Origin of the sequence: Pseudomonas sp. 25 R 14 (assembly GCF_900004755.1) — a bacterium.
Classification (GTDB): Bacteria; Pseudomonadota; Gammaproteobacteria; order Pseudomonadales; family Pseudomonadaceae; genus Aquipseudomonas; species Aquipseudomonas brenneri.
Map to the genome: position 1 here is coordinate 34,937 of NZ_CVTS01000048.1, position 11,377 is coordinate 46,313.

At 60.1% G+C, this 11,377-nt stretch carries 11 protein-coding genes; 7 read left to right on the forward strand and 4 right to left on the reverse strand.

Annotation, left to right across the window (positions count from 1 at the left end; genetic code table 11):
* The first annotated feature begins 133 nt into the window (after window positions 1-133).
* From BFQ03_RS16745 to BFQ03_RS16755, 3 genes are read left to right on the forward strand one after another with little or no spacing between them, the layout of a single operon-like run.
* On the forward strand, window positions 134-1,309 hold the full coding sequence (locus BFQ03_RS16745; RefSeq protein WP_032863416.1) for an L-rhamnonate dehydratase: 1,176 nt from the start codon (window positions 134-136) through the stop codon (window positions 1,307-1,309).
* A gap of 13 nt (window positions 1,310-1,322) precedes the next feature.
* Window positions 1,323-2,318, forward strand: a complete 996-nt coding sequence (araD1, locus tag BFQ03_RS16750) for an AraD1 family protein (RefSeq protein WP_032863415.1) — start codon at window positions 1,323-1,325, stop codon at window positions 2,316-2,318.
* Between the two features lie 29 nt (window positions 2,319-2,347).
* Window positions 2,348-3,937, forward strand: coding sequence for an aldehyde dehydrogenase (NADP(+)) (locus BFQ03_RS16755; RefSeq protein WP_032863414.1), 1,590 nt, complete (start codon window positions 2,348-2,350; stop codon window positions 3,935-3,937).
* On the opposite strand, the gene BFQ03_RS16760 is transcribed toward BFQ03_RS16755, so the two are convergent.
* Entirely contained in the window at window positions 3,934-4,299 is a 366-nt protein-coding gene (locus BFQ03_RS16760; RefSeq protein WP_032863413.1) for a DUF2784 domain-containing protein, read from the reverse strand. The genes BFQ03_RS16755 and BFQ03_RS16760 overlap by 4 nt on opposite strands.
* A 115-nt stretch (window positions 4,300-4,414) precedes the next feature.
* On the opposite strand from BFQ03_RS16760, the gene BFQ03_RS16765 reads away from it, so the two are divergent.
* Entirely contained in the window at window positions 4,415-5,104 is a 690-nt protein-coding gene (locus BFQ03_RS16765; RefSeq protein ID WP_032863412.1) for an HAD-IA family hydrolase, read from the forward strand.
* A gap of 24 nt (window positions 5,105-5,128) precedes the next feature.
* Here the strand turns inward: BFQ03_RS16765 and BFQ03_RS16770 are convergent, their stop codons facing one another.
* Window positions 5,129-5,875, reverse strand: coding sequence for a 3-oxoacyl-ACP reductase family protein (locus BFQ03_RS16770; protein WP_065943594.1), 747 nt, complete (start codon window positions 5,873-5,875; stop codon window positions 5,129-5,131).
* A 127-nt stretch (window positions 5,876-6,002) separates the two neighbouring features.
* On the opposite strand from BFQ03_RS16770, the gene BFQ03_RS16775 reads away from it, so the two are divergent.
* Together BFQ03_RS16775 and BFQ03_RS16780 are read left to right on the forward strand one after the other, a co-directional pair.
* The gene (locus BFQ03_RS16775) at window positions 6,003-6,926 is read left to right on the forward strand and encodes a LysR family transcriptional regulator (RefSeq protein WP_032863410.1); all 924 of its coding nucleotides are present in this window, start codon (window positions 6,003-6,005) and stop codon (window positions 6,924-6,926) included.
* Window positions 6,927-6,999: 73 nt separating this feature from the next.
* Complete coding sequence (locus tag BFQ03_RS16780; RefSeq protein ID WP_065943595.1) at window positions 7,000-7,461, forward strand: anti-virulence regulator CigR family protein; 462 nt, start codon at window positions 7,000-7,002, stop codon at window positions 7,459-7,461.
* 14 nt (window positions 7,462-7,475) lie between these two features.
* Here the strand turns inward: BFQ03_RS16780 and BFQ03_RS16785 are convergent, their stop codons facing one another.
* Window positions 7,476-8,204 (reverse strand): aspartate/glutamate racemase family protein, encoded by a 729-nt coding sequence (locus BFQ03_RS16785; RefSeq protein ID WP_032863408.1) that lies wholly within the window; start codon window positions 8,202-8,204, stop codon window positions 7,476-7,478.
* A gap of 13 nt (window positions 8,205-8,217) precedes the next feature.
* On the reverse strand, window positions 8,218-9,747 hold the full coding sequence (locus tag BFQ03_RS16790) for an NCS1 family nucleobase:cation symporter-1 (RefSeq protein ID WP_032863407.1): 1,530 nt from the start codon (window positions 9,745-9,747) through the stop codon (window positions 8,218-8,220).
* A 656-nt stretch (window positions 9,748-10,403) separates the two neighbouring features.
* Between BFQ03_RS16790 and BFQ03_RS16795 the strand changes: the two genes are divergently transcribed.
* Entirely contained in the window at window positions 10,404-11,366 is a 963-nt protein-coding gene (locus BFQ03_RS16795) for an IS110 family transposase (protein ID WP_065942825.1), read from the forward strand.
* Window positions 11,367-11,377: the final 11 nt, after the last annotated feature.

The window sequence follows — 11,377 nt, forward strand, 5'->3', positions numbered from 1 at the left end:
TTCTTAAAACGTATTACCCCAGGCTATCACTGGATGCACACAAGTGATTATCCAGCACCCGACCCCGTGGCTAGAGTTTGCGGACTTGAAGCGCTGCGGTGTCGGCGCTCTGCTCACCCGAAGGAGTTGAATAATGAAAATAAAATCCATCCGTACCCGTGTCTTCGAATGGAAGGGCAAGGTCGTGCCGCCCCAGGCGCACTTTTGCACCAATGCCAGCGACATCCTGTTCGAACGCGGTGACGCCATGGGCTCGTTCCGTTTCCATGGCTGGCTGGTGGTAGAGGTAGAAACCGATACCGGCCTGGTGGGCATCGGCAACTGTGCACTGGCGCCGCGTGTGGCCAAGGAAATCATCGACACCTACCTGGCGCCGATTGCCATTGGCGAAGACCCGTTCGACAACGAATACATCTGGCAGAAAATGTACCGCCAGAGCCACGCCTGGGGTCGCAAGGGCATTGGCATGGCGGCCATTTCGGCAATCGACATCGCCATCTGGGACATCATGGGCAAGGCCGTCAACAAGCCGGTGTTCAAGCTGCTGGGCGGGCGTACCAAGGAGAAGATCTGGACCTACGCGTCCAAGCTTTACGCCAATGACAACCTCGACCTGTTCCTGGAAGAGGCCCAGGGTTATTTGAACCAGGGTTTCACCGCGCTGAAGATGCGCTTTGGCTACGGTCCCAAGGATGGCCCGGCGGGCATGCGCAAGAACATTGAACAAGTGCGGGCCCTGCGCGAGCTGGCCGGGCCGGACGTGGACATCATGCTGGAGTGCTACATGGGCTGGACCCTGGAGTATGCGCGGCGGATGTTGCCCAAGCTGGCCGAGTTCGAACCGCGCTGGCTGGAAGAGCCGGTGATCGCTGACGATATCGAAGGTTATATCGAGCTGAAGAAGATGGGCATCATGCCCATCTCCGGTGGCGAGCATGAGTTCACCTCCTACGGTTTCAAAGACCTGCTGGAACGCCGTGCCGTGGACGTGATCCAGTACGACACCAACCGCGTCGGCGGGATCACCGCTGCGCGCAAGATCAACGCCATGGCCGAGGCTTGGTCGGTGCCGGTCATTCCCCATGCCGGGCAGATGCACAACTACCACCTGACCATGTCCACCACGGCCTCGCCGATGGCCGAGTTCTTCCCGGTGTTTGACGTCGAAGTGGGCAACGAATTGTTCTACTACGTGTTCAAGGGCGAACCGCAACCGGTCAATGGCTATATCCAGCTGGATGACCACACCCCGGGCCTGGGCCTGGAAATTTCCGATGAGTATTTGCACGACTTCAACATCATCGAATAAGGCGGGCCTGGCGATGCGATTGATTCAATTTGAAGACCCGCAAGGGCAACGGCAGGTTGGCTGTGTCGACGGTGCGCAGATCCAGGTGGTGCGCGATACCCGCTCTACCCGTGAACTGGCACTGAGTGCGATCCGCAATGGCATCAGCCTGCGGGATGAGGTGGCCAGGCGCGGCACCGACGCGGGGCCGTTGTATGCCGAGCTGCAGGATACGGCACGGGTCCTGCCACCACTGGACCATGAAGACCCGGCCCACTGCCTGGTCAGCGGCACCGGCCTGACCCATCTGGGCAGTGCCGCGACCCGTGACCAGATGCACCAGCAGGCGGACCAGGGTACGGCGGCGATGACCGACACCATGCGCATCTTCAAATGGGGCCTGGAAGGTGGGAAACCGCCGGCTGGCCAGCCTGGTGCGCAGCCAGAGTGGTTCTACAAGGGGGACGGCAGCATTGTGGTACGCCCCGGCGCGGACTTCCCGGTGCCGCCGTTCGCCGAGGATGCCGGCGAGGAGCCGGAGTTGACCGGCCTGTATGTGATTGGCGATGACGGGCAGCCCTGGCGCCTGGGTTATGCCTTGGGCAACGAGTTCTCCGACCATGTGATGGAGCGCCGTAATTATCTGTACCTGGCCCACTCCAAACTGCGTTTCTGCTGTTTCGGCCCGGAGCTGCGGGTCGGTGAGTTGCCGGCAGACCTGAGTGGCATGAGCCGGATTTTCCGTGAGGGCCAAGTGCTGTGGGAGAAGCCGTTCCTGTCGGGTGAAAGCAACATGTGCCACAGCCTGGCAAACCTGGAATATCACCACTTCAAATACGCCCAGTTCCTGCGGCCGGGGGATGTGCATATCCATTTTTTTGGCACTGCCACCCTGTCGTTTGCCGACGGGATTCGTGTACAGCCGGGGGACCGTTTCGAGGTCAGTCTCGACGCCTTCGGTGCGCCGCTGCGCAATGGCATCAGGCTGACCGATGACGTACTGGCGATTGGCGCGATCAAGGCGTTGTGAGCCACCCCATGTTTTTCCAGGAGTCATCCATGTCTCAAATCAGTGGTCATAACTACATCGGCGGCGCCTACAGCGCGGCTGGCGATACCGTACTTCAGAGCTTCGATGCGGTGACCGGGGCGGCGCTGGACGGCCAGTTCATCCAGGCGACCCGTGAAGAGGTCGATGCTGCTGCCTTGGCGGCGAGCGCGGCGTATCCGGCGTACCGCGGTATGGCGGCGGCGCGCCGTGCCGGGTTTCTTGAGGCGATTGCCGCAGAACTCGATGCTCTGGACAGAACCTTCATTGACATCGTTTGCCGCGAAACCGCATTACCCGCTGCACGCATCGAAGGTGAACGCAGCCGTACCAGCAACCAGTTGCGCCTGTTTGCCCAAGTGCTGCGTCGCGGTGACTTCTATGGCGCGCGAATCGACCGCGCCTTGCCCCAGCGCCAACCCTTGCCACGGGCCGACCTGCGTCAGTGCCGCATCGGTGTCGGGCCGGTGGCCGTGTTTGGTGCCAGCAATTTCCCCCTGGCGTTTTCCACTGCCGGTGGCGACACCGCAGCGGCACTGGCGGCCGGCTGCCCGGTGGTGTTCAAAGCGCACAGCGGGCACATGCTCACCAGCGCCTGGGTGGCGGCCGCGATTGGTCGGGCGGTGGAGAAAACCGCAATGCCTGACGGCGTGTTCAATCTGATCTATGGCGGCGGTGTCGGTGAATGGCTGGTCAAGCACCCGGCGATCCAGGCAGTGGGGTTTACCGGGTCGTTGAAAGGCGGCCGGGCACTGTGTGATATGGCCGCGGCACGGGCGCAGCCAATCCCGGTGTTTGCCGAGATGTCGAGCATCAACCCGGTGCTCCTGATGCCGGCGGCATTGGCGTCTCGTGGTGAGGCATTGGCGGCGCAGTTGAGTGCGTCGGTGACCCAGGGTTGCGGCCAGTTCTGCACCAAACCGGGATTGTTGATGGGGGTGCGCTCAGCCGACTTTACGGCGCTGGTCGAAAAGCTCGGCACCAGCCTGGCCGCCTTGCCAGCGCAGTCCATGCTCAATGCCGGGACGTTGCGCAGTTATGAGCAGGGAGTGCAACGCCTGCATGAACACTCGGGGGTTCGCCACATCGCGGGCGCACCACAGCAGGGGAATCAGGCATGGCCTCAGTTGTTCCAGGCCTCGGCGCAGTTGCTGCTTGATGCCGACAAGGTGCTGCAAGAGGAAGTGTTCGGTCCCGCGACCGTGGTTGTGGAGGCGGCGGATGACGCGCAACTGCAGCACATCATCAGTGCCTTGAACGGTCAGTTGACCTTCACCCTGATCGCCGATGAAGCGGATCTGGGGCAGTGCGCGCCGCTGATTTCGCAATTGGAGCAAAAGGCCGGCCGCTTGCTGCTTAACGGTTACCCGACCGGCGTCGAAGTGTGCGATGCGATGGTACATGGCGGGCCTTATCCGGCAACCTCCGATGCCCGGGGTACCTCGGTGGGCACGTTGGCCATCGATCGTTTCCTGCGCCCGGTGTGTTACCAGAACTACCCGGACGCGTTGTTGCCGGCGCCGCTGAAAAATGCCAATCCGCTGGGGATTGCGCGCCTGGTGGATGGAGAGACCACGTCTGCACGCTTGATCGAGCACTAGCGCTGCTGCCAGTGCCGGATGATCCACCCGTACACCGCCAGGTTGACCAGCAACACCAGTGCGCCCAGGCCCAACTGGATCTGTGGCGTCAGCCCGGCGGGGTAAATCAGTGTCAGTACATAGTGCTCGATAAACCCCCCGCCATACCCTTCCTGCCCGGCCAGTTGGCGCAGCAGGTTTTCCCAGCGGGTCAGGGGGCAGGGCAGGTGGAAGAATTCGACCGCCATGCCCCAGGCTGCGGCGGGCAGGTGCAGCCAGATGACTCGGCGCCAGCGCAGGGCGAGCAGGCCACCGAACAGTACAAACAGGATAAAACACAGGTGAAACAGCACCAGGCTGTCGGCAGCAATGCGCAAAAGCATGTCGGGGTCGCTTGAACGGATGGGAGGCCAGTCTAAGGGATAATCAGTTGCTTGCAGGCCGACAGGGCCGTTATTGTGCTGAATCCTTTTAGTCCTTTGCCACGGATCTTTTGTGATGAGCGCATCGCGTACTGCTGTCGGCCCGATCAAGGCCGTGATTTTCGATATGGACGGGTTGTTGCTGGATACCGAAGGCATCTACACCGAAGTCACGCAGATCATCGCCGAGCGCTATGGCCGCACCTACGACTGGGGCATCAAGCAGCACATCATTGGCCGGGGTGCTCAGGACCTGGCTGAATACGTGGTCAAGGCGCTGGATTTGCCGATCAGCCCTGAAGAGTTCCTGCGTATCCGTGAGCCGTTGATGAGCGAGCGCTTTCCCAAGGCGCTGGGCATGCCGGGTGCCGAGGTGTTGGTGCGGCATTTAAGTGCGCACAATATCCCGATAGCCGTGGGCACCAGTTCGTCGCGTAACTCGTTCGAGCACAAGACCACGCTGCACCGTGAGTGGTTTAGCCTGTTCGGCACTATCGTCACCGCCGACGACCCGGAGGTCGGTGCTGCCAAGCCGGCGCCGGACATCTTCCTCACCGCCGCCCGCCGCCTGGGCGTTGCGCCCGAGGATTGCCTGGTGTTTGAAGACTCACCGTTTGGCGTGACGGCGGCCAAGGCTGCGCACATGACCGCTATCGCTGTGCCTGATGAAGCCATGGCCGACAGCAAGTACGCGCATGCCGACCAGATCATCCGCAAACTCGCGGACTTCGACCTGGCTGCCTACGGCCTGCCGCCCCTGCGCTGAATCTGTAGGAACGGCAGAAGGTATTTAGGCGCTGAAACCGCCATCAATGGTCAAGCTGGCGCCGGTGATGTAGCCGGCTTCCGGTCCCACCAGATAAGCGACAAAGCTGGCCACTTCCTCGACATGGCCATAACGGCCAACCGCCATAAACCCGATCAGGCTCTCGGCAAACTCACTGTTGGCCGGGTTCATATCGGTGTCCACCGGGCCCGGTTGCACGTTGTTGATGGTGATGCCCCGTGGCCCCAGGTCGCGCGCCAGGCCTTTGGTCAAGCCCACCAGTGCCGCCTTGCTCATGGCATAGGGGCCGCCGCCGGCGAATGGCATGCGTTCAGCGTTGGTGCTGCCGATATTGATGATGCGTCCGCCTTCGCCCATGTGCCGGGTGGCTTCCTGAGTGGCGATAAATACGCTGCGTACGTTGATGGCCAGGGTCTGGTCAAAATCTTCCAGGGTGAAATCTTCCAGCGGGCCGACCGCCAGCACACCTGCATTGTTCACCAGGATATCCAGGCGCCCGAACGCCTCGACGGTGGCGTTCACCGCATTGCGGATGGCGTTCGCATCGGCGCTGTCGGCGTGAATCGCCAAGGCTTGGCCGCCAGCGCTGATAACGCTGTTCTGCAGGGCCTCGGCCTTGGCGGCGGAGCTGACATAAGTGAAGGCAACGGCTGCACCTTGTGCCGCCAGGCGCTGGACGATGGCGGCACCGATGCCGCGGGAACCGCCCTGGATCAAGGCAACTTTACCGTTGAGGTTTTGCGTGGTCATGTCGATCTCCAGATCATTCAAGGCGAGGCTGCCTTGTTGTTGGAATTGAGTATCGACCTCGTTGGCCGGTCTCGGTAGACCGTGATTGCTATAGTCTGTGTAAACCAAAAGTTTAGAGTGTGGCGAGATGGAAAGCTTTGGCAGTATCGAATGCTTTGTGCGCAGTGCCGAAGGTGGCAGCTTTGCCGAGGCGGCCCGGCACCTGAGCCTGACCCCGGCGGCCGTCGGCAAAAGCGTCGCCAAGCTGGAGGCGCGCCTGGGCGTGCGACTGTTTCAGCGCAGTACGCGGCGCCTGACATTGACCGAAGCCGGCCAGTTGTTCCTGGAGCAAGTCGGCGCCAGCCTCACGACTATCCAGAATGCCGTGGCAAACCTGGCCAGTGCCGAAGGCCGGCCGGTGGGCACGCTCAAGGTGAGCATGGGCACCGTATTCGGCAATCGCTACGTGGTGCCCTTGCTGGCGGAGTTTTTGCGGCGATTTCCTGATATCAGCCCCGATTGGCACTTTGATAACCGTCAGGTCGACCTGGTCGGCCAAGGCTTCGATGCGGCCATTGGCGGCGGGTTCGAACTGCCCCAGGGAGTGGTTGCGCGCAAGTTGACCCCGGCCCACCGGATTTTGGTGGCTTCGGCCGATTACCTGGCGCAACGCCTGCCCGTGCGGGCCCCTGAAGACCTGGCGCTGTGCAATGGCATCCTGATTCGTTCGCCGCAAACCGGGCGCGTGCGCACCTGGCAATTGACCAACCGCGCCCGTGAGCAGCGGCCGTTGATGCTCAAGCCGCGCATGACCATGGGCGACTCTGAAGCGGCATGTTGCGCTTGTAGCCAAGGCTTGGGCATTGCGCTGGTGAGCATGCCGATGGCCGTGCCGTTCCTCGAAAGCAAACAGTTGCAACGGGTGCTGCCCGACTGGTACGTCGATGACGGCAACATCTCCCTGTATTACGCCGAGCATAAGTTGCTACCGGGCAAGACTCGGGTATTTGTCGACTTCATCATCGAACAGTTTGCCCAGCAACAGCTGGCGCAGCGGTTCCGCGCGGTGTAGGGGCGGAACTTGTGAGCGGTATCTGTTCTAAGCTGATACGAGCCAATGGGGCTTGCGACTGTCGAGATCAATCATGTCCAAATCACGCGTGTTGATTGTGTTCACCAGCCTGGCGTTGATCGCAGGGTCCCCGGCGCTGCTGGCCGATCCCGGCAATGGCAAGGACAAAGGCAGTGCCCATGGCAATAAAGGCGGGCAGGGCGGCTCGGGCAATCAGGGCCAGGGCGGCGGCAAGAAAGGCGGGGGTGGCGGCAATTACAGTGCGCCGCAGATTGATATCGGTGGCGTGCGGGTCATCCTTGGTGATAACCGCGACTACTGGCGCGGCGGTTCGTCCCTGCCGCCGGGTATCCAGAAAAACCTCGCCCGGGGCAAACCCCTGCCACCGGGGATTGCCAAGAAACTCGATGGCCGCCTGTTGGGGCGCCTGCCCCATTACGACGGTTACGAATGGCAGCAGGCGGGCACCGACCTGATCCTGGTGACGATCGCCACCGGGATCATTTATGAAGTGCTCAACGATGTGCTGAACTGATCGAAACCGGTCACTCAGCGTCCGAACTTCCCCGGCCAACCGATGACTTTCTTTGGCCGGGGTGTCGCATAGGTCCGCACCTTCGAGGTCGACAAGCCCAGCCTGACCAGTGATTCGGCCAGGGTCACGGCGGCGGTCACACCATCCACCACCGGCACGCCGGTGCGTTGACGGATCTGTTCATCTAGCCCGGCCATGCCGCCGCAACCCAGGCAGATCACTTCGGCCTTGTCTTCGCTGATGGCCAGTTCGGCCTGGCGCACAATCGCTTCCATGGCCCGCAACGGGTGCTCTTCCAACTCCAGCACCGCCATGCCACTGGCCCGTACCGAGGCGCAGCGCTCATACAGCCCGGAGAGCTTGAGTCGGTCTTCGATCAGCGGCACCGTGCGGTCCAGAGTCGTGACCACTGAGTAAGCATGGCCAAGGAACATCGCGGTGCTGGCCGCAGCGTCGGTGATGTCCACCACCGGCACGTTCAGCAACTCCTGCAAACCTTCACGGCCATGCTCGCCATAACCGGCCTGGATCACGGCGTCGAATGGCTGGTCGTAGGCCATTACCCGGTCCATCACCGCAATGGCCGCCAGGTAGCTTTCGAAATTGCCTTCCACCGATTCGGCGCCAAAAAACGGGGTCAACCCGACAATTTCGGTGCCCGCTGCCGCCACGCTGCGGGCCTGCTGGGCGATGGCTTGGGTGATGGATTCGGTGGTGTTGACGTTGATGACAAGAATGCGCATGGAATGTCCTTGATCAATGGCTGACATTGTCGACAGCGATGGCTTCGCCACTGATGTCGGCATAGAACGGCTGGCGCTTGGCGATCAGCAGGTACAGCACCCCGGCAATGCCGGCCCCAAACAACCAGGAGAATGGCGAGACGCTGGCAAACCCCGGCAGCAGCGCCAGCACAATGGCGATCACCGCCGCCGGGACAAACGCTGCCACCGCTCGCAGGTTGACCCCGCGGCTGTAGTAATAAGCGCCATTGGGGTCTTCGCTATACAGTTGCGGCACGTCGATCTGGCCCTTACGGATCAGCCAGTAGTCCACCATGATTACGCCATACAGCGGGCCCAGCAGCGCGCCCAGGCCGGAGAGGAAGTACACGATCACCAGTGGGCTGTTGTAGAGGTTCCACGGCAGAATCAGTACCGCGAGGAAGGCGCTGATCAGCCCGGCGCGGCGGAAGTTCAGGTACTTGGGCGCCAGGTTGCTCAGCACAAAGGCCGGGGCAACGAAGTTGGCCATGATGTTCACCGCCACGGTGACGATCAGGAACGCCAGGCAACCGAGCACCAGGAAGAAGGTATTGGGGATGGCTGCGATGATCTGGGTAGGGCTTTCGATTACCTGTCCATTGAGTTGGAACTGCCCGCCACACAGCAGCACGGTGATGATCGCGAACACCAGGATGTTCACCGGCAGGCCCCAGAAGTTACCGACCTTGATGGTCTTGCGGCACGGCGAGGAGCGGGCGAAGTCGCAGAAATTGAGGATCAGCGTGCCGTAGATCGCCAGCCACAAGGCGCCGCCGGCAAAGATATTGCGCCACATTTCGCCGCCGCTCAGAGGTTCGCGGATTGACCAGGCGATATTGCCGCTGGCCTGGAAGTACATCCAACCGGCCAGCGCCGCAACGGTCAGTAGAATCACCGGGCCGGCAAAACCTTCGTAGCGGCGGACCATTTCCATGCCGTAGGCCAGGATCACCAGTTGCACGAACCAGATGATCACAAAGCACGCCCAGCCCAAGGTTGAGAGGCCGAGGATCGCGTTGTGGTCGTAGTCGGCAAATCCTGGATGAATCGCCACCAACAGCACACGGAATACCACTGATGCGAGGTAGGTTTGAATCCCGAACCAGGCGATGGCGATCACGGCCCTGATCAGTGCGGGAATTTGCGCACCATGTATGCCGAAACTTATCCGGCTGATTACCGGAAACGGCACGCCGGTTTTCTGGCCCATGTAACCCGACAAGTTCATGAAGAAATACACCAGCGCCGCGCCGATCCCCAGGGACAACAGAATCTGCCAGCCGCCCAGGCCCAGGGCGTACAAGCCGATGGCAAAGGAATAGTTGGCGATGTTGTGCACATCGTTGGTCCATAGGGCAAAGATGCTGTAGCCGCCCCAGCGCCGGCCTTCGACCTTGGTGGGTGCCAGGTCCTTGTTATGCAGGCGCGGGCTCAGTACCAGCGGGCCAGGCGTGGTGGCCGTGGGTATTGACGTGGAGGAGGGCAGATCCAGTGCGAGGTTGTTGGAGAGACTTGTACGCATTCCGGCAGGCTCCTGGCATCTGCAGCAGGCGCGGACGCCTGGCATGCGGACACAAAGTGTATGAGGGTTGTTGTTGAAGTTGTATACAAAGACTTCAACTCTCTTAGCCACTTGTGTGCCAGGTTTTTATCTATCAAAAGTTTGGTTTATTTCGTTTTTGCATACTCGATTAATAAATGGCTGAATTTAAACAGTTATAAGTTGACCATTTGAACAGGTATTTATTTTTATGCGGGAATGTAGGAATAGGTTATGTAGGAAGTTGGCTGAGAAGGGGTGTAACTTTTCGGTGCGTAATTATTAAAGTGCACACAAAAATGGCACGGATGGTTACGTTTATGTGTACATAATGATGGTGTGCCGCAAGCAAATGTGGGAGCGGGCTTGCTCGCGAAAGCGGTGTATCAGTTAGCGAAATAGAGACTGATACACCGCTTTCGCGAGCAAGCCCGCTTGTATGTTTAAACTTGAAGGGGTGGGCGGTGACTAAAAGCCCGATTCCGACTCTAGCCAGTACGGACCGTGGGAGACTTCTCGTCCCGCCCTTTCTACCCCAAGCGCCGATAAGGAATTCATCGGGAAAACCGACGATAGAGGCAAGCCAGCGCTGGGGTAGACCCCGACAAGCCCTTAAACACTAGCTCCGAGGATTTGTTATGACAATCCTTACTTCACCAACGGTTCTGGGTATCGATGTGGCCAAGGCCGACGTCGTCGCCTACCGCGAAGACCTCAAAGCCATTCAAACCATTACCAACGACCGCGATGCTCTTGGCCGCTGGCTCAAAACGCTACCTGCCAACAGCTCAATTGCCCTGGAAGCCACCAGCACTTACCACTTGGACACAGCTGAACTCGCCCATGAAATGGGACATCGGGTTTACGTTGTAGACGCTTATCGGTTGAGCCATTACCGCGAAAGCATTGGCCAACGGGCGAAAACAGACCCTTGCGATGCGCGTTTGCTGGCGCGCTACCTGAGCAGCGAGCAGGAACGGCTGCGGCTCTGGAGCCCACCTCCGCAGGCTTATAAGCTATTGAAAAGCTTACTGCACCGACGTGCAGAGCTTATCAACTTGCGCGTGAGCCTAACGCTGAGTTGGTCGGGCGAACCGCTTTTGAAGGACGAATTGGCCCAGCAGTTAAAGTCCTTCAAACAAGCTGAGCTGGTCATTCAGAAGTTGCTGCACAAAGTCAGCAAAGAGGCAGGCATCACCGAAAACATCAAGCGCTGCAAAGCCATTGAAGGGGTTGGTGATCTTACGGCTACGGGTCTAGCGACAGCCTTCATGCGTGGCCATTTCGCCAGTGGCGATGCATTCATCGCTTTCTTGGGGATGGATCTGAGACCAAAAGACTCCGGAAAGAAGGCCGGTCCTCGGCACCTGAGTAAAAAGGGCGATTCGGAGTTACGGCGCCTTGCTCACAACGCAGCAATGGCCGCTAGCCGATCGCCGACCTGGAAACCCTATTACGAGTCCTACCTGGCCCGAGGATTGGCAAAGACCCAAGCCCTGGTGATCCTCGCCCGCAAGCTCTGCCGGGTGGCATTCGCGCTGATGAAAAACCAGAGCGAATATCAGCCGAATTTAAGGTTGCAGGGTTTCCCTGCAACATAGAATCTCCCACA

Bases quoted from the DNA above. Each gene is read 5' to 3' on its own strand.
- araD1 (WP_032863415.1), top strand. From the start codon at position 1,323: ATGCGATTGATTCAATTTGAAGACCCGCAAGGGCAACGGCAGGTTGGC.
- BFQ03_RS16745 (WP_032863416.1), top strand. From the start codon at position 134: ATGAAAATAAAATCCATCCGTACCCGTGTCTTCGAATGGAAGGGCAAG.
- BFQ03_RS16790 (WP_032863407.1), bottom strand. From the start codon at position 9,747: ATGCGTACAAGTCTCTCCAACAACCTCGCACTGGATCTGCCCTCCTCC.
- BFQ03_RS16795 (WP_065942825.1), top strand. From the start codon at position 10,404: ATGACAATCCTTACTTCACCAACGGTTCTGGGTATCGATGTGGCCAAG.
- BFQ03_RS16760 (WP_032863413.1), bottom strand. From the start codon at position 4,299: ATGCTTTTGCGCATTGCTGCCGACAGCCTGGTGCTGTTTCACCTGTGT.
- BFQ03_RS16785 (WP_032863408.1), bottom strand. From the start codon at position 8,204: ATGCGCATTCTTGTCATCAACGTCAACACCACCGAATCCATCACCCAA.
- BFQ03_RS16755 (WP_032863414.1), top strand. From the start codon at position 2,348: ATGTCTCAAATCAGTGGTCATAACTACATCGGCGGCGCCTACAGCGCG.
- BFQ03_RS16780 (WP_065943595.1), top strand. From the start codon at position 7,000: ATGTCCAAATCACGCGTGTTGATTGTGTTCACCAGCCTGGCGTTGATC.
- BFQ03_RS16775 (WP_032863410.1), top strand. From the start codon at position 6,003: ATGGAAAGCTTTGGCAGTATCGAATGCTTTGTGCGCAGTGCCGAAGGT.
- BFQ03_RS16770 (WP_065943594.1), bottom strand. From the start codon at position 5,875: ATGACCACGCAAAACCTCAACGGTAAAGTTGCCTTGATCCAGGGCGGT.
- BFQ03_RS16765 (WP_032863412.1), top strand. From the start codon at position 4,415: ATGAGCGCATCGCGTACTGCTGTCGGCCCGATCAAGGCCGTGATTTTC.